Origin of the sequence: Crocosphaera watsonii WH 8501 (genome assembly GCF_000167195.1) — a bacterium.
Taxonomy (GTDB): domain Bacteria; phylum Cyanobacteriota; class Cyanobacteriia; order Cyanobacteriales; family Microcystaceae; genus Crocosphaera; species Crocosphaera watsonii.
The window spans coordinates 1-22474 of record NZ_AADV02000053.1 but is presented as its reverse complement, the minus strand read 5'-3'; the positions used below and the strand labels follow the sequence as shown (position 1 = coordinate 22474).

The following is a 22474-nucleotide window of genomic DNA, read 5'->3' as shown; positions in this document are numbered from 1 at the left end:
AGTTAAGAAGTTTTCCAAACCGCTTATTCAACATTAACCAGATATTTCAACCTATTGACCTACCCTTTGAAAGCACTTCTATCAAAACTTGGTCAGACCAATTTCAAGAATTATGCCATAGAAGAGGAGAAAGAATATGGGCAAGAATTACTTGCAGAAACTTGGTGTCTCTTGCCTTAGAGATTATCCAGAAGGTGAAAATACTATTGCAGTAACTAAACAAGTTTATTGTTACCTTGGTACAAGAAGAAACCGAAACCCTATTAAAACGATTCCCTAAAACTTCTAATACTCAAATTAACGACATTTTACTCACTGCCTTAGTAGAAGCTGTTAGTCAGTGGACGGAACAACGTTCTTTATTAATTAACTTAGAAAGTCATGGAAGGGAAGATATTAATGATAGGATAAATATTACTCGTACTGTTGGTTGGTTTACAAGTCTTTTTCCTGTTTTTCTAAATATAGAAAACTCTAACACTCTTGTAGATTCTCTAAAAGCTGTTAAAGAGCAATTAAGTTCTATTCCCCATCAAGGTATAGGTTACGGAGTGATGCGTTATTTTTATGAGCATTCAGAAATTGAGAGTTTAGCTGAAATTAGTTTCAATTATTTTGGTCAATTTGATGCTTTATTGTCAGATAATTCAGAGTTTTCTTTATCTCCTTATGATGCTGGATTAAACCAAGATATTAAGCAAACTAAACCCCATTCTTTAGAGATTAATAGTTTAGTAATAGGGGAACAATTGCAGTTTACCTGGAATTATAGTTGTGAATTGTATAAATCATCAACCATTGAAGCGATCACCAAAAAATTTCTTGATATCTTACAACAACTAATTAATGACTGTGAATCTGATCATGAAACCATATCTGATTTGTCCTTAGTTGACTTAGATGAAGATACTTTCAACCAAGTATTAGGAATGGTTGATTTTGGGTAGTTATAATGAGTATTTTTATGCAACAATATGTCAATGTTTTTACGGTTCTATTAATATTGATTCTAATAAACACAATAAAAATTTTCATCTAATATTTGTCCTTTTTCTCAAGAACAAATATTAGGATAAGTAGGGTTTGCTGAATAAAAGCAAAACCCTATTCTTTAAAAGGTTACACCCATATTCGCGATCGCAAAAAAGATCAGCTTTGTCGGCTACAAACCGCTATAATTGGTAGAAACACCTCCCAGTTGTTGGTCAAGAACAAATGTATCGAAAAGAGGAGCAACCTTTACCGCCCCCAGAAAAATTTGAATTACCTTTCGAGGGCAAATTGTCCCCCAATAATCGTTGGGTAATCATGGCAGAGTTGATACCTTGGGATGATTTTGAGGAAGAATATGCTAAACTTTTTTCAGCAGAAAAAGGTGCGCCAGCCAAACTATTTAGAATGGCATTAGGGACATTAATTATTAAGGAAAAATTAGGAACAAGTGATAGAGAAACTATAGAACAGATTAGAGAAAATCCCTATCTACAATACTTTATAGGTTTAAATTGTTATCAACAAGAGCCACCACTGGAATCTTCAATGCTAGTTCATTTTAGGAAAAGAATTGATGGGGAATTGATAAACAAAATCAATAAAAAAATAGTAAAAAGAGAAATAGACAAGAGTGATAAAGAAGTAAAAAAAAAGGATTGTCTCCAAGAAAAAGGAGAAAAAATAAAAAATAAAGGTAAACTAATTTTAGATGCGACTTGTGCGCCAGCAGACATCAAATACCCAACGGATTTAGGCATATTAAATCAAGCCAGAATTGAGACAGAAAGAATAACAGATAATCTTTATAAACCATTAAGAGTAAAATTGAGAAAAAAGCCGAGAACTTCTAGAAAAATTGCTAGAAAGGAATACTTAAAAGTAGCTAAAAAACGAAAAGTATCTTATCAAGAAAGAAGAAAAGCTATCGGGAAACAGTTAAAATACCTTAAGAAAAATTTAGGAAATATAGAAGACTTAATTCAAGCTGGGGCTTCCCTGGAAAATCTGAGTAAAAGACAGAAAAATTGTCTAGAGACTATCAAAAAAGTTTATGAACAACAACAGTCAATGTGGGAGAATAAGACCCAGAGTGTTCCTCAAAGAATTGTAAGTTTAACTCAACCGCATATTCGTCCAATAGTGAGGGGAAAAGCAGGAAACCCAATAGATTTTGGAGCTAAACTCTCAGTAAGCTGTGTAGATAACTATGTGTTTCTAGACAAAATAAGTTGGGAAAACTTCAATGAATCTTGTCATTTAAAAGAACAAGTAGAAAAGTATAAAGAAACGTTTGGCTATTATCCCGAATCCGTCCATGTAGATAAAATTTATCGAACTAGGGAAAACAGAAATTGGTGTAAGGAAAGAGGGATAAGAATCAGTGGTCCGAAGTTAGGAAGACCTCCGAAAAATGTCAGTGAAGAAGAAAAGAAACAAGCCCACTCCGATGAATGCTTCCGTAATGCTATTGAGGGAAAGTTTGGACAAGCTAAACGAAGATTTAGCCTAAATCTCGTGATGACAAAACTCCCTGAAACCTCCATTACATCTATTGCTATTACATTTTTAGTTGTCAATCTTTCTAAACTTCTGAGGCAGTTTTTGTCGCTTTTTTTGTCCTTATTTACTAATAATAGAACAGGGAAACTCATCAAACCGCCTTTCATTAATTTTGATTATACTTTAAACAATTTTTATGTACTAAAACTTATTGATTTGTCATAAAATTCTTGGTCAAAAGTGGCATAAATTTTGGAGAAACTTTTTCAGCAAACCCTATTTAGAAGAGATTATAACAGTTTATATAGAGGAATTCAAGAGTTTTTACCCACTCAAACTGACCCTAATTATGAACAGAGAATTGAGACTTTATTTTCAGCGGTATCGAGAACAATTCCTCCCACTTCAAAACATTATAACTTATTTGGTATTGACACAACTCCCTGTCCACGACCGTTTGCCGAAACGTTAGCGGATAAAACCTTTATTCATTACCCCAATCCAATTAAGGGAAATAAACCCATTAATATTGGACATTGTTATTCCGTTGTCTGCGCTTTACCTGACCAAATAGACACAGAGAAAGTCCCTTGGGCTGTCCCCTTATCAGGAGAGCGAGTCCCCTCTAAACATAAAGGAGTAAATCAAGGCAATCAACAACTAAAAAAAATCTGGCAAAGTTCTTTATTTCTGATAAATTATCTGTCTTAGTGGCTGATAGTGACTACAGCCAAAAGGATTTTATTGGGGAACAAGTTAAGCACGAAGACGTAGTTACTATTACAAGAGTTAGAAGTGACCGAGTTTTTTATCGTCAATTTATTCGGGACCCAAATCAAGCCAAAACTTCGGGACATCCCCGTTGGTATGGGGATAAATTTGACCTTAAAGATGACCAAACTTGGACTGAACCTGATGAAGTTCATCATGTTCCCTTTACAACGAAAAAAGGTCGTCAATTAACAGTGACTATTTCGGGATGAAAACAGATGTTAATGAGAGGAACTAAAAACTATAAAATGAACAATCACCCCTTTACTTTACTCCAGATTGTTGTCAGAGATCAAGAAAGAAATAGTATTTGGAAACCTATGTGGCTTATTGTTATTGGTTCTCGGCGCGATGAGTTAAGTTTAGTTGATTGTTATCAGTGTTATCGACAACGTTATGACATGGAACATCTTTTTCGATTTGGTAAACAAAGATTATTGATGACATCTTATTTAACTCCCGATGTACATCATGAAGAAAATTGGTTTAAACTAACACTTCTTTCTTATGTAAATTTGTGGGCTGCCAGAAAATTAGCTGTGGTTTTACCCCGTGATTGGGAACAGTATTTGAAGACTAATAAATCCATCAAAATCACCCCTAGTCTAGTTCAAAGAGACTTTTCAAGAATAATTACGACCTTGGGGACTTTCGCCAAATTTCCCAAACGTCGAGGTTTTTCTTCCGGACGTATTAAAGGTTACAAAAAAGCCCCACGAACTCGTCATGATGTTATCAAGAAAGGGAGCAAAAAATCAACTGAAAACTTAAAAGCTCCTTAGTTTTCCTCAGAATCTATAGATTAGCCCTATTTGTCAGCCAATTTTATTGACTGATACAGAGCCGATATTTTGGGATTTTAGTTTAGCGTAAAATATACGCTAACAAACTTTTTTTGTCCAAAGTCCAATAAATAGCCCTCTTCTGTCAGACTCCGAAAAATGGGGGTCAAACCTTGATTCTCTAGTTAGGTATCGTTGGCTGTAATGACGGAAATTCCTCAGAATTTAGGAAAGTGACAGAAGAGGGATAGGTATCACATCGGTGTATAGAAGCAGCTTATCTGAATGCCGCTAAGTTATTCTTGAAACCCTTACCAGAGCGGAGGAAGCGGAGGTAAGCTTCGGTAAGAAAAATATTTACCATAACCCGGCATCTGATCTGTAGATGATTATTGATCAGTTTGTGAGAAATGCGGGTTAATTAGTTTATCATTTAGGCTGTGAGTAATTCATTCTAGTCAAACGCAAATTTAGCTAAAAACAAGATATCTCCTCCAAAAAACAAACAAATTAATCATAATATTGAAACATACTAACAAAATCAATGAGAAAAGAACTGAAAGTTTTTAATATTATTTGGCTCGGACAAAGCCTTTCCTTACTGGGTTCTAAAATGTCTTTGTTTGCTTTAGGCATCTGGATCTGGCAACTTACAGGTAATGCTACGGATTTAGCCTTATTTGGTTTCTTTGCTCAAGTGCCACAAATTTTTATGCTTTTTATTTCTGGGACGATAGTTGATCGCTGGAATCGAAAATTACTAATTATTGCCGCAGATTGTGTAATAGGAGTGTTAACAATTATGCTTTTGATACTATATTCAACTAATCATTTACAGATATGGCACTTATATTTATCTCTAGCAATTATGGGTTTTTTTGGGCAATTTCAATCTTTAGCTTTCTCAGCATCTATTTCTACTTTAGTGCCAAAATCTGACTATGTTCGTGCAAGTAGTATGGGATTTTTAGCTAAATATGGTTCTAGCATTATTGGACCAGCATTGGCAGGCTATCTCTATCTAAAGATAGACTTGAGTGGAATTATGCTCATTGATATTACTACTTTTCTTTTTGCTATTGGTATGGTATCTTTTGTTCATATTCCTCCACCAAAATCAGAATCGTTAGAGCAAAAAAAAGGTTTAAATATTGTTAAAGAATTTCGTGTTGGTTTAGACTATTTAACGAAACATAATAGTTTGTTGTTTCTATTATGTTTAGTATCCATGTTCTGGTTTTTTCACGACATGGGTGGTTCTCTTTATTCGGCAATGATTTTAGCTCGAAGCAATGGTGATCCTAAAGTTTTAGGTGCTGTAGCTTCTGCTGCTGGGTTTGGGGGTGTTGTTGGAGCTTTGTTAATGAGTAAATGGGGTAAATTTCAACGTCAGGTCGATGGAGTACAGTTGGGGATGATTGGAGCTGGTTTAAGTAAAACAATATTTGGACTGGGTACAGGACTTTTCGTTTGGGCTCCAATGCAGTTTTGTTCTTCTCTTAATTTTCCTGTAATGGGTAGCTCTGTGAATTCTATTTGGTTACAAAAAGTAGATCCTGAAATACAAGGACGGGTTTTTTCTATTCGTATGATGATAATTAAAATAGTTTCATCAATAAGCTATTTAATAGCTGGTCCCTTAGCGGATCACGTTTTTGAACCTGCCATGAGATCAGGAGAATTAACAGCAAAGATATTTGGTTGGTTATTTGGGACAGAAAAGGGTTCAGGTATCGCCCTATTGTATGTTATTTCTGCATTGGCTATGTTATTGGTTGGCTTGAGCGGATATGGGTTTCAAAGACTTCGCAATCTCGAATCACTTATTCCTGATTATGATCACTAGTGGTCTGTCAAGCTTACACTGATGGGATATTGCTGGTTCTAACGGTTTTAGCAGGGCAAACGCATCTAAAATATGAACAAAATTAAGTTATAATGGGGACATAATTTGAAAGAGCGAATTCTAATTTCAAATTCATTAGCTCTCTCTCTTCCTTTCAACGCAAGAGACTCATTATCTGGAGAAATTCCACCTGTAAATTTTCCGTTGATGGATAGAGAACCTATCTACTATCTAACGGCGATCGCTAAAAAAATAAAGGCGATCGCCACAAAAATCCGTGGGTCAGTCTGTTCTGGGATACCGAAAGCGGTTCGCGGCGGTTTTCCGCGAACCAGATTTACAAAAGAGTTCGGATTTAGCTTTTAAAATTAAATTATGAACACAGAAAAATAAATTGATTAAATCCACCTGTAAATTTTCATTTTTTATCTCTCAATTAGGCTTTCAAATTAATGGCTCTACCGAACCTGTCATGTAAAACTATTAGAAAAAACAGACTGAAAGCCTGATGGAGCAAGCATTTTAGTTTTTGATAGTTTGGTTTTTATTAACTTCCTTGCTAAATCAGGCTTAGTGAGGGTTTGAGCGATTTTTATCACACTAAGTTCGGTAGAGCCAAATTAATTTGTAAGAAATGCGGGTAGGCCATCTCTGAAAAACGATGCCCTCCTGCGTGACAATAGAATCTCTGCCGTTTTTGAGTCTCTGTTTTGACTGGGTACGTTCCATCTTTGGTGATGTAATTATCTAGATCCAAATAATAGGGGCAATCAGGGCAGGGACAGAACTGAGGAAAAAGTTGATGGGGATTTTTGGGGTTGTAAGGAGCTATTGTCATTAAGGTTAAATAGTTGACGTAGCGATCGCTTATTAGTTTAACCCATAAAACCCTCTTGTAGCCTTACCTCCACTGTTTTGTAGGGACTACCAAAAACCGAGGAGGAATTTATTATGCCTCAGCACCAGAAGTATAGCACTACGCAAAAACGTTAGGACAGTTTTTGAAGGCAGCATCTACACATTCTCGGACGGTTTCAAATTTTGGTAACATTTGTTTCATCCAAGTTTTTAAGACAGACCACCAATTCTCAATTTTGTTTAAATCAGGGGAATAAGCCGGTAAATACCATATTTCACAGCCAGCATCTTCAACCATTTCTCTAATGCTTTCCCCTTTATGAAAAGTAGCATTATCAACAATAATAATATCTCCTGCTTCTAATTGAGAAATCAAACTTTGAGATAACCAGGCTTCAAATAAATCTCGATTACAACAACCCTCAAATGTTAAAGGGGCAAAGATTTTGCCATTTTTTAAAGCACCAATCCAACTAGCCCTTTCCCTTCTCTTTCCACATTTTAAAGCATAGCATCTTTCTCCTCTGGGACTATAACCCGGATTTCTCACAAATTAATTTGAAAGCCCAATCCAGAGATGAAAAATGATAATTTTTAGGACTAATAGAAATTTTGAATATAGATGAATAAAAAAATTGACTTTGATTATCCAAAAATTGAGTTTAAGAGGGAATAATTATATTAACTTTTGATTTTCTCCACGATAAATAAGACTAAATGAAAGTATCAGTCAGTCAACAACTTATGATAGATATCTTTTTAAAAAAACAACTTATTCTACTTATCCAGTATTAGGAATAGTTTTAATTCTTTTGTTAGCAATAGATAAAATATCTTGATAAGGACAAGGTAATTGCTCACCGCAATAAAGAATCTGTCTTGACAACATAAAGGTAAAATCGGGGATTTTTATGTATAGTGGGGGTTATGACCACAAATGCTACCATTGATTCAAAGCTAGTTAGAGCTATCGCCGATGAACAGTTGGCGAACAATGTCTTCATGATTGAGTGGCTAGTCAAGGCACAACAACAGTTATCTCTTCAACAAAGACTGATTGACCAGCAACAACAACAAATCTCTACACAACAGCAAGAAATTGAAAAATTGAAAGAAGAGAGAGATAAGCTAAAAAACCGTAACTCAAAAAACAGTTCAGTCCCCCCATCATCAGACCCACTAAAAAAGCCTTCTGACAAAAAGAAACGCAAAAAAGGATTTAAACGCGGACCAAAATATGACCACCCAGGGAAGACCCGTAATGGTTTTGGTCAGCCCGATAAGATAGTCCCTTTAGAACTAGAAAACTGTCCTGTTTGTGGGGGTTCAGTGGAACGAGATGAAGTAGTTCCCGAAAAAGTCCAGCAAGTGGCTGAAGTAGTAGACCAACCCATAGAAATCAGGGAATATCGTCGCGGATTCTATAAATGTCCTAGTTGTGGATGGTCAGATTACAGTCCTGTTCCATTGGGAGTTAAAGAAGGATTCCGTTATGGGGCGCGATTAAGTAGCATCGTGGGCTGGCTTGGCTATGGGGGTAATCTTACATGGCGTAAACAGGAACATTTTATAGAGTATGTCTTTGGCATTCCCATTTCTCAAGGGAGCCTTGCCAAAATGCACAAATGGTTTCAAGAAAGTTTAGAACCCTTGACCCAACAGTGGTTAAAGTACATCCAGCAGCCAGGAATCCGATGTGTTGACGAAACCAGTTATTGCATCGATGGCATCAAGTATTGGGTTTGGGTAGCCACATCAAATGAGGTCTGTGTGTTGATGTTGGCTCCCACTAGAAGCTCCGCAGAAGTCGAGAAATTGTTAGGAGCAGATTTTAAGGGCATCCTCACCAGTGACTGCTATAGTGCCTACTTTAGACAAAGTGCGATGGCCAAACAGAAATGTCTGGCACATTTAGAACGAGAGTTAGAGTCCCTTAAAACCAGTCGTTTTCAAGCGAATCGAGAATTTGCTGCCGATGTACAGCAAGTTTTAGCAACCGCCCGTATCCATTATCGTCATTATCATGCTCGAAATTTAACCCTTGAAGACTTAGGCTCCAAAAGAACAGAAGTCGAGAACTCACTGCAAAAGATTTTTAAAGCAACTCCCAAAAAAGGATGGCCTTATGATGCACAAAGATTGATTAACCGTCTCAAACGTCATTGGGAAGAGTGGTTCACCTTTCTAACTTATCCTGAAGTCAAACCAGATAATAATGATGCTGAGAGAGCTTTACGTCCCATTGTCATTCACCGCAAAGTAAGTGGGGGAGCAAGAAGCGACTGGGGTGCAGAGTTAGTCACCCAAATGTTCAGTTTTTTAGAGACCATGAGATTACAGGGGCAAAATGCCATTGTCCAATTATGCGAATTATTTTCATTAGCTGGTCGGAGTCCCCCAGGATTAGAGATGTAAAAGGCTCCGGAGCCGATGGGGGATAGATTTTTCTTGATCGCCCTATCTCTCTGCACAAAAATACACAGGATTAGCGGATAATCTCCGCTAACAAAAAACTATCTTACTATTTTTTTTCTCATATTGTTGTTTTTATTTGAGGTTTTTAAAAGACTTGATTCTGGAAATGTTAGTCATTAAAATAGCCGTAATAAATTAGCTTAAATTTTACGCTAAATCACAGGGCTTATATTTTTGTTGACTCAACTGATGTTGTTTGTAGTGCTTTTCAATAAGACTTTTTTGTTGCGGTGAGCAGTTACTCACAACTTTACTAAGTTTTCTGACCTTACCATTAGTATTATGGGTCGCAAATAAGGTATAATATAGATAGTATAGCAATCAGGAATGATTCATGATAACTTGGAGATACCCCCTTATTAAGTGGGGTTGGGGGGATCAGAATTCACTTAATTCTCACAACTGATAACTGATTGCTATAAGTGTAATATGGGATAAAAGTCTCATGTTCGTTTGGGAAGGGGAGGAGTGGTAGGTAACTACCCTTTAAAACCTAATATTGTTGCTTTAATTAACTAGATTTATTCTTGGAAAATAATATTAATTCAACTTCTCATCTGTCAGTTCCTAACCTATCAATAAAATTAGAGGAACTACGGAATAGTTTACGTCCTGGACAACAACAATTAGCCAGTTGGACAGCGGGAAAAATGGCCATTTCTGCAGTGCCTGGTGCGGGGAAGTCTCACAGTCTAGCTGTAGCTGCTGCTATGATGATAGCACAGTATAGACTTCACCCTAGAAAGCAGCTAATTATTGTTACTTATACTCGCTCTGCTGCTGCTGGAATTAAGGCAAAAATTAAAGAACGTCTCAAGGAGCTAAAAATACCTCAAACTGGGTTTATGGTACAAACTTTACACGGTTTGGCCTTGAATATTGCTACTCGTAACCCTGACTTATCTCAACTCAATTTAGAAACATCAACGGTGATTATTCCTACCCCTAGTCATCGGGTGATTCGTAGTTCCGTAGAAAAGTGGATTAGTGGCAATCCTCGGCGTTATCAACTATTATTAGAAGGGGCAGAGTTTGATGGAGAAGAAACAGAAAGATTACGCCGTCAATCTGTATTGAGAACGGAAGTTTTACCAAAGCTGGCTCATACCATTATCAGAGAAGCTAAAAGTTCAGGATTAAACCCAGAAAAAGTCTGGGAATTAAGTGATTATTCCCAGGAACATTACCAAATATTAGCCATTGCAGCAGGGTTATACGAACAATATCAAATTGTCATGCGATCGCTAGATTTTATTGATTACGATGACATGATTTTAGGGGCATTAAATGTTATAGAAAATCCGAAAATTAGACAGGTGTGGCAACAACAAATTTTTGCGGTATTTGAAGATGAGGCACAAGATTCTAGTCCTTTACAAGAGAAACTTATTTCTGCTTTAGCAAGTAAAGAAAATGACTGTAATTTAATTAGAGTAGGTGATCCTAATCAGGCGATTAACTCTACATTTACCCCTGCTGATTCTGTTTATTTTAATTGGTTTTGTGAGACCTGCAAAAGTCAAGAAAAATTAGCAGAAATGACCCAAGCTGGACGCAGTAGTAAGATTATTATTGATGCAGCTAACTTTGTTTTAAAATGGGTCAATGGGCAATGGGAATATGAAAGTAAAAAACAGCGGAAAAAACATATTAATTCTGATATTTCAGAAGATAAAAAAGAGGTTATTCCTTTTCGCTTACAAAGCATAGAAACTGTTAGCAAAGATGATCCTCAACCTAATGCTAACCCCGAAGCAGTTGGGGAAGGATTAGAGCTTTATCGTCCCGATGATATTTATCATACGGTTGATTTAATTAAGGAAAGAATCATTGAATTATTAAACAAAAATTCTGACCATAATGCTGCTATTTTAGTCAGAGAAAATCGTCAAGGTCGTTTCTTAGCTGAAAACCTGAAAGAGTTACCTAAGAAACACAAAATTAGAGTTTATGAAGTGGGGGAATCAGAAAGATTTTCTCAGATTCCTAGCGAAATTTTAAACCTCTTACAATTCATAGATAGACCCCATTCTCCCGACTATTTAAAAAATGCCTTGGAAATATTACAAAATCGGGGTTTAATTCCTTCACAAGACCTTAATATTTTAGCTACTTATCCCGAGAATTTTCTTTATCCCAGTTCCCTAATTCCTGAACAGAAAAAACCAGTATTAGAAGCACGTCGTTATTGTTGTAATCTCCTCCAAGCAAAGTTAGAATTACCCGATTATCAACTGATTCCATTTTTAGGAATGACCTTAAAATATACTGGTGCAGAATTAGCAACAGTCCAGAAACTTTCTGAGAGAATTAGTCAAGAATTAGTTGGTAAATTTTCCTTAAAAAGTGTCTTAAATGTTCTCAGAGAGATTATTAATTCAGAACAGTTTGAAGGGATAGAAGAAGATAGCGAAGAACGTTATACAAGACAGAATCAAGTAACCATTATTACCATGCACAAATCCAAAGGTTTAGACTGGGATTATGTCTTTCTTCCTTTCCTCCATGAAGACGTTTTACCGGGTAATCCTTGGGTTCCCACTGCTGCAAAATTCTTAGGAGAATTCACTTTAGCAGAAGTATCTCGCGCGCAAATTCGTGCTGCGGTTCATCATCAATATATTAACCCAGAAAACACCTTAATTATTCCTAACCCAGACAACGCTTGGCAAGAAGCACAACAACTTAAAAAAGCAGAGGAATATCGCTTACTTTATGTAGCAATGACTCGTGCAAAGCGTCTTTTATGGATGTCTGCTGCGAAAGAAGGCCCCTTTCGTTGGAGTGTTTTTAAAGCAGATACAAGCATTAATTTACACAGTAAAGTTCCTTGTCCTATTTTTCCTATTTTAATGAAACAATTTCCTAATTCGGTTATTGAATATTTGTTTTGAACAAGATTTTTTGCGCAGTACCCATCTATAATCTTTGATTTAGATGGGGTTAGCAAAAAGCAGAACTTCTGTTATCATGATAGCAGAGGGCTATTTACAAGGTACGGTAAAGATTTGTATTCGGAGACACGACCTTTTGCCTGTAAGCAATTATCTATATCGATCAAATTGCTTTTACTGAGGGTAGGCCACGCAAAAGTCTTGCGGTTCGGTGCGGACACCACCTTTCTCGGTAACGCCTTCACTGGGTGTAAAAAGAATCCCCAACTATAATCTTCGATTTAGTTGGCGGAGTGTTCAATGTAGAATATGTTTATAGCAATCAGTAATGGTTCGTGAGATTATGGAGTTCCCCCCTTTAGTTCCCCCCTTACAAAGGGGGGAACTAAAGGGGGGATAAGAAAGTACAGTCAATTATATATTGAAAATGGTGGGTTACAGCGCAGATAAAAACTTATGATGTTTTCAGAAAATTGATGCTGCGCCTAACCCACCCTACGGGATGTGTTAGAATATGTTATATAATTAAAGGCTTTTGCATCATGTCTCAAGATTTAATTGCTAACCTTGCTAATGCTTTTGAACCGGTTCCTTTACCTGCTGGTAGTGATTTATATGTAGATTTGACTGAGTTTAGAGCAGATGCAAATATTTATAGAGATTTAGGGAAGAAAATTATACAATCTCCTCAAAATAAACATACTTATCAATTGTATGCTGGACATCGTGGGGGAGGAAAGTCAACGGAGTTATTAAGACTTAAAAAATATTTAGAAGATAATAATTGTTTTGTAGTCTATTTTGCAGCAGATCAAGAAGATATTGATCCAGAAGATGCTCAATATACAGATATTTTAATCGCTTGTACTCGTCATCTTCTCGAAGAATTAAAAGAAGCTAATTCTACACCTTTAAAAAATTGGTTAAAAGAACGTTGGCAAGATTTGATTGATTTATCCTTAACGAAAATTGAGATAGGAGAAACTACCCTAGAAACGGGAGATTTAATTAAATATTTTGGAAAGTTATCTGTTGCTATTCGGGGAATTCCTAGTGAAAGACAAAAAATTAGAGAAAAAATTAATCCCCATACCGCTACATTATTGGATGCTTTAAACGAATTTATTGACAATGAGAAAAAACCTTTACCTAAAGATCAAAAATTGGTGATGTTGGTGGATAATTTAGACCGTATTGTTCCTATCATGCGTGGTGAAGATAAAAATAATCATGATGAAATTTTCTTGGATCGTGCTGAACAACTAAAAAAAATAAAATGTCATATAGTCTATACTATTCCCATTTCTATGGTCTATTCTAATCGTGCTAATGATTTACGAGAGTCTTATGATGGGGATCTTATGGTATGACCTATGATTCGGGTTTATGATGTTGATAATAATCCTTATGATCCAGGAATTAAGAAAATTTAGGAAATTATTAGCAAAAGAATTGAAGAATTTGCCCCAGATAAAAACTTAGAAAGTGATATTTTTGAAAGCGAAGAATTGCTTGATAATTTATGTTTAATGACTGGGGGTCATGTACGGAATTTGATGTTATTGATGGATTCTGCTTTTAATTATATTGATAATTTACCTATTACAAAAAGAGCAGCGCAACGAGCAATAACTCAAGCGAGAGACGTTTATCGAAGAACAGTAGAACATGAACAATGGCCATTATTGGCAAAAGTTCATCAAACCCATCAAATTCAAAACGATCAAGAACATCGTAAACTATTATTTAATCGCTGTGTTTTACAATATAGTTATTATGATGATGATGAGGAGTTGATCAGTTGGTATGATGTGCATCCCCTCATTCTTAAAATCTCTGAGTTTGTTGAACAGTTAAACAGTTAGCAGTTATCAGTTGCCAGTTATCAGTTAAAAGTGAATATAAAACTATTGTTTGTAATATGACAAGTTCAGCTAAAAATAACAATTTAATGATTGATTCATCCTCTTCTGAACAGTGGGAAGATATACCAGTAACGGGGGAGGAATCTTATCAAGCGTTACGACGTTCTTTGAGTCGTAAAAAAGGCTTTAATTTGTTGTTTGTACGTTGTTCTCCCATACAAGGAAAACAAATTATTGAACAAATAAATAAGGATTTACCTCATAAAAAATCTGCTACCCTCAAATTGGATTCAGAAACGGATAATATTTACGAGCAAATTATTAATATTCCTGATTATCAACAGCTTAATATTCTCTTTGTCTGTGGGTTAGAAACGGCGTTATTACGGTACGAAGAAGCAGAAAGCGAAGGTTATCAACTACCTAGTGAAAGTCCTGTTTATGGGGGAACTTGGGCTGGTATTCCCAGAATTTTGGGTTATTTAAACCTCTCCCGTGAACGGTTTTATCAGCAATTTTCTTTTACTATTGTTTTTCTCTTACCAGAATTTGCTTTGCGTTACTTTATCAGACGCGCGCCAGATTTTTTTGATTGGCGATCGGGACTGTATGAATTTCCTACTGATAAAGATACCTTAGAAGAAGAAGTTTATCGTATTGCTTATCTGGATAGTGATCTAGAAAAATACAAACAGTTTACCCCACAAGAAAGGGAGGAAAAATTAGCAGAAATTAAAGCTTACTTAACTGATTCTCCTAACCTTGATCCCACCAAACAATCAGAACTTTGGTTTGAAAAAGGATTGATTCATACACAACAAGCAGAATATGAAGCTGCGATCGCCTCTTATGACAAAGCATTACAGTTGACACCAGATTATGATCTAGCTTGGAATAACCGAGGGATAGCTTTAGCTAACGTAGGAAGGTTCGACAAAGCGATCGCCTCCTACGACAAAGCATTACAGTTGACACCAGATAAAGATGAAGCTTGGTGTAACCGAGGGATAGCTTTATTTAACCGAGGAAGGTCTGATGAAGCGATCGCATCCTTCGACAAAGCATTACAGTTGAAACCAGATGATCATCAAGCTTGGAATAACCGAGGGTATGCTTTACGTCAGTTAGGAAGGTCTGATGAAGCGATCGCATCCTACGACAAAGCTTTACAGTTGAAACCAGATGATCATCAAGCTTGGAATAACCGAGGGTATGCTTTACGTCAGTTAGGAAGGTTCGATGAAGCGATCGCCTCCTACTACAAAGCTTTACAGTTGAAACCAGATTATTATGAAGCTTGGCATAACCGAGGGATAGCTTTACGTAAGTTAGGAAGGTTCGATGAAGCGATCGCCTCCTACGACAAAGCATTACAGTTGAAACCAGATTATCATCAAGCTTGGCATAACCGAGGGATAGCTTTACGTAAGTTAGGAAGGTTCGATGAAGCGATCGCCTCCTACGACAAAGCTTTACAGTTGAAACCAGATGATCATCAAGCTTGGTATAACCGAGGGATAGCTTTAGGTAACTTAGGAAGGTTGGATGAAGCGATCGCATCTTTTGACAAAGCATTACAGTTGAAACCAGATGAGGAAATATATATTAATAATCGTAATGAAGCATTAAAGGAAAAAGAAAATAGATGAAAAAATAAACATTGAGATAAAATAAATTATTAATCATATAACTCATTCACAACACAGCAATGATTGAATTACATCCTCAATTTTTAACAAACAATGGTCAAGAATTTGTACTGTTACCTTCTGAAGAATTTAGGACTATTCAAAAACTATTAGAAAATTTAGAAGAATTAGAAGCTTTGAGAAACATAAAAGAAAAAAATAGTCAAACTTCTTTCTTAGAATGCTTAAAAGAGATGCAGAAACCAGCATCAAATGATTGGGAAAAAGCCATTAGTACAATTGCACAACAAGAAAGAATCAATCAATTATTAGATTCATGGGATAATTTAGATGATGAAAATGAACAGAAAGAAATATTAGATATTATTCAATCTATAGAAGGTGTATCTATTTAGTAGTCATGACAACCATTATTATTCTTGATTCTACCCCAGTCGGTTTAATTACTAATCCTAAGGTGATTTCTGATAAAGGAGATCCCTTACCATCCCCCCTAACCCCCCTTTTTAAGGGGGGAATAATTGGAAAAGCAGGTATATTCAAGTGTGGAAATCACCTAAAGCAACTGCATCAGCAAAAGGCTATCAAGATAAGTTAATGTTGTAGGGGTCAACGGCCGTTGACCCCTACGGAAATGTGTAGCGATAGTGTTTGAAATTGGTATAAAGCAAGAAGTTTTTAATGAGTTAGGAGAATACCTCAAAATTATTATATTATTAGGATAACTCATATAAAACCTTTGCCTCTTGCATTACCCGATCCCGAAAATAAATACTTAATTCTGACGGTGTTCTTAAATCAACTTTATGCAAATTAATTATAACAGATAACTCTCTTTCCATTCTTGCTAAAGTAAAGAAACTAGGGGTTTTTCCTGTTTCAAACTCCACTAAAAAATCAACATCACTCTTATCTGTAAAATCTTCTCTCAACACGGAACCAAATAAAGATAATTTCTTAATATAATATTGTTTACAAAAAGCCGATAATGTGTGTCTAGAGATAGTGATTGGTAGATTTTTATTCATTATAATTTGTCTCCTAATATTTCAATAACTGGTTTTGAAACCTGCACAGAGGCAACTTGATAAACCTCTTGATTAAAAACATTCTGGACAATAAATAACAAAACAAAGCTAATAACAGCAGCAATAACAGGAGTTGTGATCCAACCGGAGGCAATACCCCCTAGAACTCCCCATTTAACCTGTCTAACCCCTTTTATCCCTTTTAAAAGAGCAATACCAATAACTGCACCCACCACCGCTTGAGAACTAGAAACAGGAATGAGAGGAATAGGAGGTAAACCCAAACTAACCACAAAATTTGACAATTCTTGTGACGAAAAAGTAAATAATACTAAAGAATTCGCCAAAACCACCACTAATGCACCCACAGGAGATAACGTCATCAAACTACCACCCACAGTCATCATCACCTGCTTAGAATAGGTAAACACCCCAACAGCAATGGCGATCGCCCCTAATAAAAATAATTGTTCTACTGCCGATATATCAAAAATTCCCGCAATTTTTAGGTTTTCAAAGGGAGAAGAAGGGACAAAAACTCCCATTACATTACCTATATTATTCGCTCCCAAAGTATAAGAACCAAAAGCACCCACAATAATTAAACCCCAACGAATATTATTATCCAAACTCAAAAGATGGGGTTTCGTATTGTCAATCAAAAGTACAACTAACTTATAGATAACCGCCGCAAATATAGCCGCCAAAATAGGACAAGCTATCCATGTCCCCATAATTTTGATTAAATCATTAATATTGGTGGGGGAATCACTAAACCAGTTCCAACCGACGATCGCCCCTACAACCGCTTGAGATGTGGATACAGGCAGTCCTAACTGAGTCATCCATAAAACCGTTATTGCAGCCGCTAAAGCAACGGTAAAGGAACCAGCTAAAGCATTGACTGCCCCCAGTTTTCCCAGTCCTCCGGCTGCCCCGGCCCCTGCGGTTACTGAACCAATAATAATAAAAACACTACAGATAACCGCAGCAGTAGAAAAACGAATCATGCGACTCCCCACAGCAGTTCCAAAGACATTGGAAGCATCATTTGCACCGAGGGACCATCCCAAAAATAAGCCACTAGAGAGAAAAATAAAAGTGCTAATTAGGTCCATTTTCTTTAATTTAACTAATCTGACAAGTTAAGCTATCATAACTATAAAGTGCGTTGAATTGCATAGATATCTAACTCATCTGCCACATTTTCAGCGAGATCGGCAATAGCATCGATGGCGTTCACAATATCTCTTAAGTTGATTTTTTCGGAGAATTTATAATCAGTAGCAAAAATTTTCTTCTTCAAACTAATAGCAATTTTATCAGCCTCAGATTCATAAACTCTGACTTGATAAGTATGATCTTTTACAGACTTAGGATCACGGAAAAAATTACGGGCAGCAATGACTACTGTTTCTATACTTTTAACAACAAATTGTACTAAATCTAAAAACTCTTTTTTCCCGATTTCATTCCCTGTATCATCTGTTTTTGATTCTATTTCTTGGCTTTGATCCCGTTCAATTATTAAGTCTTGAAAATTTTTCCCCATCTGATCCAGAAGAGAAAATAAATCAGTCAATAATCTCAGAACATCAGCCCGAAAATCAGGGATTAACATTTCACTATAAAGAACATTAACAATGGAACGTTGTAACTCCCGACATCTTTGTTTTAGTTCAATAATTTGTGAGAGTTTTTCCTCGCAAGTTTTACAGGTATTTCTTGTTTCAAGAAAAGCACTAATTCCCCTTTCAAAATAAATTGCACCTTCTGCTACTTTATCGAGAAATTCGTCAATTTGTCCTTCTAATAATTTTGTCTTACCAAATAAAGCCGGTGTTTCTTTAGACATAAGTTAAATTAATTTCAATCAATAAGTATAGTTTATCGTCTCTCATTTTCAAGCTTTTGGCAAGTTATTCATTTAAGTTAACTTTAAATAACTCATTATTTTAACCCAAAGTCAGAGCGTAATCTTTCTTGTAACCGTTCAAAAACTAACTCTCCATCTGTTACATTTCCTTGTTTAACATCTTCTAATCCTAATGCTATTTTTTCCCTTAATTCTTCTAACCGTTTCTGATCATTTTCCTGATTAATAATTTCAAGAATTGTCAATGCTTCTTTGATTACCTGTTCAACATCCTGATAGTTACCTCTAGCTATTTGTGATTGAATAAACTTTTCTTGTTCGGGACTTAATGTAATATTCATCAGTTATAAACCTCCTGATTATAAATTTAATAATTGTAGGGACTTAATGACCAATAACTGATCAGTGATCACTGGTAACTGATCACTGATAACATTAAGCCCCTACTGAGTTATGATTAAACAAAATTAGTCGGATCTTGATCCCGTCGATGTTTAATAGGAATGGGTATTCCTTGGCGATCGCCGACTAAACTAGCAGTAGTTTCTAATGCGTCCCGTAACCGTTTTCCTGCATAGATGGACATATCTCGTGGTACATTAATTCTATCCCGTAAATATCGTAAGGCAACATCAGATCCATTGGGAGGTTGACAGGTTTCCTCTGTCATCATGGTAGTTAATGCACAACGTAACGCTTCATCGAACACTTTATCTTTTGCAGGGTTAACCCGAATAATATTCTCACGGTGTTTAATCACCCGTTGCAAAGCTTCTTGACGGGAGTTTTCGGGTTCAGCATACATCACATCAGGTAAACCAAACCAAGAACCATTATCTACCCTATCTTGGTTAATTTTTGCTTGTTCTTCGCTATTGCTGTAACATCCACCCATTTGTGGGGGTAAGTCGTGAACATGGGTATGAAAGTCGCTTTGAGTTCCCCGATAAGTGGGACGGGTTTCCATCGCATCAAACCACTGACCAAAACGTTCATTTTCCTCTCGCAAAGAATAACCCTTATAGTAGTATAAACTAGCGTTCATGCGCTCAACATAGGGCGTAAAAATCACATCTACTATGCTAAACTCTTCGAGAAAATAGGGACTTGGGGTATCAGCTAAAGCTTTTTCTACCATAGCCACAACTTTAACAAACTGTTCACGGTTTTGTAGTTCCTGTTTTTGTGACCAAGTGGGGTAACACAACCAACCACACCAGGCCCGAAATAGTAACCTTTCTAACTGTCTTAAAGGAATAACCTTTGCATCTTTCATGCTATGGGTTAAGGGGCCAAACGCTGTTTCTAGGGACTGCAAAATATCATCACTTTCGGTAATAATGCGTCCATCTAATTCTAGAGCAGGAAGCATTCCTGATGGTACAATTTTTTTATACCAGCGTTCTTTTGTTCCGTAGCAAAACATGGTAACTTTTTCGATACGGTAGGGAATTTGTTTTTCTTCTAACCATAACCAAACTTTTTGACAGTAGGGACACCACGCATGGTTATCACGGTAAAGGGTGACTCTGATATCACTTTCTTGATGACCAAAAAGCCGTAAAATAGCTTGGGAGTTAGTTGGTCCATTAATATTATCTTTTGTCCAGTTGGTTAGGTTTTCTAGTTCTGTCCAGCTTAAAGGCGATGTGGTCATTTTATAAAGTAATTATTTGTGAATTTAGAATTAATTTTTATAATCATTATACATTATCCACTATCCATTATTAAACTATAGTTGTCCCAAATTTTTCAAAATTTGCAGCACTTGGGATAATTCATGTTTTCTGGGTAATAAAGAAAACTCTCTGGAAAGGTCGTATTGGTATTTTTCCTGTTTATTTAATTTGAGAAAAAGAAAACTATCCCCATTAGTTACCATACCGTATATTGTTTGTTGTGATTGAGAATTAGCCATCATATAAGCTAAAATTTGGGGTAGAGCAGCAGCCACAGGAATACTGTTACGTTTTGATTCTATTACTAATACCCATAAAGAATTTTTGACAACTAAAACATCGATTAATCCTCTAATAATTGTTTTATCTGCATCTTCAATAATTAATTCTACTGATTCAGGGGACTTTATTTTAAAAGGCGGATCTAAAAAACCGGCTACTTCTAAAAGAGGGAAAACTACCAGTAAATTAACTGTTCCTTCTAGTAAAAGAGATGATGAACGATGATAATTGTAACGTTTTTTTATCCGAGTTATCGCGGTTTTTTCAGATTCTGTTACTTCTGGTAATTCTTGATTCCATTCTAAGAAAAAGTTGTCTTCTTCTGTTTGACTTAAATTTAACTTAGTTTGTAAGTCATTTAAGTTTTTAATTGCTTCTATAACACCAATTATCAACACCATAGATAGCCACTATTCTCAATAGAATATAAAAATTAAATTTGTGATATTCTTAAACCTCTACAAACCAATAAAATACTATAAGTCATTTGATAGTTGCTTGAAGCTTTTGTATCAATTGTTTTGCTGTTTGCATTTTATTCAATTCATCCTTATCAAGCAATTCAGATAATTCGTTATTTGTGTTACTTACTAAAACAATAGGATAGTCCCTAACTTGTTGATACTTTTCTTCAAATTCATCTTTGTGTAAAAATTCTAACTCATCCTTTGATGATTCACGAAATGCTTTCCATTCCTTATTTTCTGTCAAGACACCATAAGTAATGGCACAAAGATTACATTCATAAGTGTCTGGACTAATAATCTTATGTCCTATATCTAAGACAGTATTCATTAGACCACTATTAGCGTTGTAAACGAAAACAATCTTCATTCTACTCACCCGATAAGTTTTTTTTGACTTTATACTTGACACATAGTCACATTTTATCAAAAATGGGATACTTAGCATTAGAATCAGACAAAATAGACCTGAAATGGCGTAAAGTGGTTATAAATCATACTCAGACACGGGTATAGCACAATACTAAATTTAGGTCTAATTGCATTATGACAATTCGTACCGTAACCACAACCCCCTTTGAAGGACAAAAACCAGGAACCTCTGGACTCCGTAAAGCTGTCTCAGTCTTCCAAGAGCAGAATTATCTGGAGAACTTTATTCAGTCGATCTTAGACAGTCTCGATGGTTGCGAAGGTCAAACCTTGGTTGTTGGAGGTGATGGCCGTTACTATAACCGTCAAGCCATTCAAATTATCCTCAAAATGGCAGCAGCGAACAACATCGGACGTATTTTAGTTGGTACAAACGGTATTTTCTCAACTCCGGCTGCATCGGCGGTTATTCGCAAAAATAACGCCTTTGGTGGCATTATTTTATCTGCGAGTCATAACCCTGGTGGTCCCAAGGGAGACTTCGGGGTAAAATACAACGTTGGTAACGGTGGTCCGGCCCCCGAAAAAGTTACCAATGCTATTTTTGAGCGCACCAAAACCATCGACGAATATAAAATTTTAGAAGCAGGGGACATTAACTTAGATCGCCCTGGTTCCTTTAAACTAGGGACAATGGATGTAGAAGTTATGGACTCTGTAAACCCCTATGTGGAGTTAATGCAGGAATTATTCGACTTCGATAAAATTAAGTCGATGGTGAGTTCCGATAACTTCAAAATGTGTATGGACTCCCTCCACGCTGTAACAGGTCCCTATGCTCGGGCTTTGTTTGAGCAGTTTTTAGGGGCGAAAGAGGGAACCGTACAAAATGGTATCCCCTTAGAAGACTTTGGCGGCGGACATCCCGATCCTAACTTAGTTTATGCCCACGATCTCGTAGAAATTATGTTTGGGGATAACGCCCCCGACTTTGGAGCCGCTTCCGATGGAGACGGCGATCGCAATATGGTTTTAGGCAAGAACTTTTTTGTCACCCCTAGCGATAGTTTAGCGGTGTTAACCGCCAGGGCTACCCTAGTACCAGGGTATAAAGACGGTATTGCTGGAGGTGCTAGATCA

The 22474-nt window shown here is 36.3% G+C and carries 18 protein-coding genes and 2 pseudogenes; 12 read left to right on the top strand and 8 right to left on the bottom strand.

The window, feature by feature from the left end; genetic code table 11:
- The 5 genes and pseudogenes from CWATDRAFT_RS40075 to CWATDRAFT_RS18845 form a co-directional block, all read left to right on the top strand.
- Positions 1-215 (top strand): hypothetical protein (locus CWATDRAFT_RS40075; RefSeq protein WP_232287140.1); only part of this gene is annotated, 215 nt, incomplete at its 5' end.
- 21 nt (positions 216-236) lie between these two features.
- Positions 237-947, top strand: a complete 711-nt coding sequence (locus tag CWATDRAFT_RS18870; protein ID WP_007306529.1) for a condensation domain-containing protein — start codon at positions 237-239, stop codon at positions 945-947.
- A gap of 268 nt (positions 948-1215) precedes the next feature.
- Positions 1216-2718 carry an IS5-like element ISCwa2 family transposase gene (locus CWATDRAFT_RS18865; RefSeq protein ID WP_007306530.1) on the top strand — a complete coding sequence of 501 codons (1503 nt, stop codon included), beginning with the start codon at positions 1216-1218 and terminating at the stop codon, positions 2716-2718.
- Positions 2719-2769: 51 nt separating this feature from the next.
- Positions 2770-4046 (top strand): annotated as a pseudogene (locus CWATDRAFT_RS41880) (NF041680 family putative transposase); the annotation flags it as partial.
- A gap of 544 nt (positions 4047-4590) precedes the next feature.
- Positions 4591-5892 carry an MFS transporter gene (locus CWATDRAFT_RS18845; protein WP_007306532.1) on the top strand — a complete coding sequence of 434 codons (1302 nt, stop codon included), beginning with the start codon at positions 4591-4593 and terminating at the stop codon, positions 5890-5892.
- 976 nt (positions 5893-6868) lie between these two features.
- Here CWATDRAFT_RS18845 and CWATDRAFT_RS18835 read toward each other — a convergent pair.
- A pseudogene (locus tag CWATDRAFT_RS18835) lies at positions 6869-7288 on the bottom strand (IS630 family transposase); the annotation flags it as partial.
- A gap of 380 nt (positions 7289-7668) precedes the next feature.
- Between CWATDRAFT_RS18835 and CWATDRAFT_RS18830 the strand changes: the two are divergent.
- From CWATDRAFT_RS18830 to CWATDRAFT_RS18810, 6 genes are all read left to right on the top strand, one after another.
- Positions 7669-9165 (top strand): IS66-like element ISCwa4 family transposase, encoded by a 1497-nt coding sequence (locus CWATDRAFT_RS18830; RefSeq protein ID WP_007306533.1) that lies wholly within the window; start codon positions 7669-7671, stop codon positions 9163-9165.
- A 587-nt stretch (positions 9166-9752) separates the two neighbouring features.
- The gene (locus CWATDRAFT_RS18825) at positions 9753-12119 is read left to right on the top strand and encodes an ATP-dependent helicase (protein ID WP_007306534.1); all 2367 of its coding nucleotides are present in this window, start codon (positions 9753-9755) and stop codon (positions 12117-12119) included.
- A gap of 542 nt (positions 12120-12661) precedes the next feature.
- The gene (locus tag CWATDRAFT_RS40065; protein WP_232287139.1) at positions 12662-13489 is read left to right on the top strand and encodes a P-loop NTPase fold protein; all 828 of its coding nucleotides are present in this window, start codon (positions 12662-12664) and stop codon (positions 13487-13489) included.
- A 138-nt stretch (positions 13490-13627) separates the two neighbouring features.
- On the top strand, positions 13628-13984 hold the full coding sequence (locus tag CWATDRAFT_RS40060) for a hypothetical protein (protein ID WP_232287138.1): 357 nt from the start codon (positions 13628-13630) through the stop codon (positions 13982-13984).
- Between the two features lie 86 nt (positions 13985-14070).
- Positions 14071-15633 (top strand): tetratricopeptide repeat protein, encoded by a 1563-nt coding sequence (locus CWATDRAFT_RS18815; protein ID WP_157134114.1) that lies wholly within the window; start codon positions 14071-14073, stop codon positions 15631-15633.
- Between the two features lie 59 nt (positions 15634-15692).
- Entirely contained in the window at positions 15693-16028 is a 336-nt protein-coding gene (locus tag CWATDRAFT_RS18810) for a hypothetical protein (protein WP_007306538.1), read from the top strand.
- A gap of 321 nt (positions 16029-16349) precedes the next feature.
- Here CWATDRAFT_RS18810 and CWATDRAFT_RS18800 read toward each other — a convergent pair whose 3' ends face one another.
- The 7 genes from CWATDRAFT_RS18800 to CWATDRAFT_RS18770 form a co-directional block, all read right to left on the bottom strand.
- The gene (locus CWATDRAFT_RS18800; protein ID WP_007306527.1) at positions 16350-16661 is read right to left on the bottom strand and encodes a nucleotidyltransferase family protein; all 312 of its coding nucleotides are present in this window, start codon (positions 16659-16661) and stop codon (positions 16350-16352) included.
- Positions 16661-17779 carry an inorganic phosphate transporter gene (locus CWATDRAFT_RS18795; protein WP_007306526.1) on the bottom strand — a complete coding sequence of 373 codons (1119 nt, stop codon included), beginning with the start codon at positions 17777-17779 and terminating at the stop codon, positions 16661-16663. Before CWATDRAFT_RS18795 ends, CWATDRAFT_RS18800 begins: the two co-directional genes overlap by 1 nt.
- A gap of 41 nt (positions 17780-17820) precedes the next feature.
- Positions 17821-18516 carry a DUF47 domain-containing protein gene (locus CWATDRAFT_RS18790; protein WP_007306525.1) on the bottom strand — a complete coding sequence of 232 codons (696 nt, stop codon included), beginning with the start codon at positions 18514-18516 and terminating at the stop codon, positions 17821-17823.
- A 95-nt stretch (positions 18517-18611) separates the two neighbouring features.
- Complete coding sequence (locus CWATDRAFT_RS18785) at positions 18612-18878, bottom strand: type II toxin-antitoxin system ParD family antitoxin (RefSeq protein WP_007306524.1); 267 nt, start codon at positions 18876-18878, stop codon at positions 18612-18614.
- A gap of 116 nt (positions 18879-18994) precedes the next feature.
- Positions 18995-20194, bottom strand: coding sequence for a glutathione S-transferase family protein (locus tag CWATDRAFT_RS18780; RefSeq protein ID WP_007306523.1), 1200 nt, complete (start codon positions 20192-20194; stop codon positions 18995-18997).
- Positions 20195-20269: 75 nt separating this feature from the next.
- On the bottom strand, positions 20270-20899 hold the full coding sequence (locus CWATDRAFT_RS18775; RefSeq protein WP_007306522.1) for a type I restriction endonuclease: 630 nt from the start codon (positions 20897-20899) through the stop codon (positions 20270-20272).
- An 82-nt stretch (positions 20900-20981) separates the two neighbouring features.
- Complete coding sequence (locus CWATDRAFT_RS18770; RefSeq protein WP_007306521.1) at positions 20982-21332, bottom strand: hypothetical protein; 351 nt, start codon at positions 21330-21332, stop codon at positions 20982-20984.
- A gap of 176 nt (positions 21333-21508) precedes the next feature.
- On the opposite strand from CWATDRAFT_RS18770, the gene CWATDRAFT_RS18765 reads away from it, so the two are divergent.
- A partial coding sequence (locus CWATDRAFT_RS18765; protein ID WP_007306539.1) for an alpha-D-glucose phosphate-specific phosphoglucomutase occupies positions 21509-22474 on the top strand: 966 nt, incomplete at its 3' end.

What these genes read in the sequence shown, in the direction of transcription:
- CWATDRAFT_RS18865 (WP_007306530.1), top strand. Translation starts at nt 1,216, where the DNA reads ATGTATCGAAAAGAGGAGCAACCTTTACCGCCCCCAGAAAAATTTGAA.
- CWATDRAFT_RS18845 (WP_007306532.1), top strand. Translation starts at nt 4,591, where the DNA reads ATGAGAAAAGAACTGAAAGTTTTTAATATTATTTGGCTCGGACAAAGC.
- CWATDRAFT_RS40065 (WP_232287139.1), top strand. Translation starts at nt 12,662, where the DNA reads ATGTCTCAAGATTTAATTGCTAACCTTGCTAATGCTTTTGAACCGGTT.
- CWATDRAFT_RS18815 (WP_157134114.1), top strand. Translation starts at nt 14,071, where the DNA reads ATGATTGATTCATCCTCTTCTGAACAGTGGGAAGATATACCAGTAACG.
- CWATDRAFT_RS18810 (WP_007306538.1), top strand. Translation starts at nt 15,693, where the DNA reads ATGATTGAATTACATCCTCAATTTTTAACAAACAATGGTCAAGAATTT.
- CWATDRAFT_RS18800 (WP_007306527.1), bottom strand. Translation starts at nt 16,661, where the DNA reads ATGAATAAAAATCTACCAATCACTATCTCTAGACACACATTATCGGCT.
- CWATDRAFT_RS18795 (WP_007306526.1), bottom strand. Translation starts at nt 17,779, where the DNA reads ATGGACCTAATTAGCACTTTTATTTTTCTCTCTAGTGGCTTATTTTTG.
- CWATDRAFT_RS18790 (WP_007306525.1), bottom strand. Translation starts at nt 18,516, where the DNA reads ATGTCTAAAGAAACACCGGCTTTATTTGGTAAGACAAAATTATTAGAA.
- CWATDRAFT_RS18785 (WP_007306524.1), bottom strand. Translation starts at nt 18,878, where the DNA reads ATGAATATTACATTAAGTCCCGAACAAGAAAAGTTTATTCAATCACAA.
- CWATDRAFT_RS18780 (WP_007306523.1), bottom strand. Translation starts at nt 20,194, where the DNA reads ATGACCACATCGCCTTTAAGCTGGACAGAACTAGAAAACCTAACCAAC.
- CWATDRAFT_RS18775 (WP_007306522.1), bottom strand. Translation starts at nt 20,899, where the DNA reads ATGGTGTTGATAATTGGTGTTATAGAAGCAATTAAAAACTTAAATGAC.
- CWATDRAFT_RS18770 (WP_007306521.1), bottom strand. Translation starts at nt 21,332, where the DNA reads ATGAAGATTGTTTTCGTTTACAACGCTAATAGTGGTCTAATGAATACT.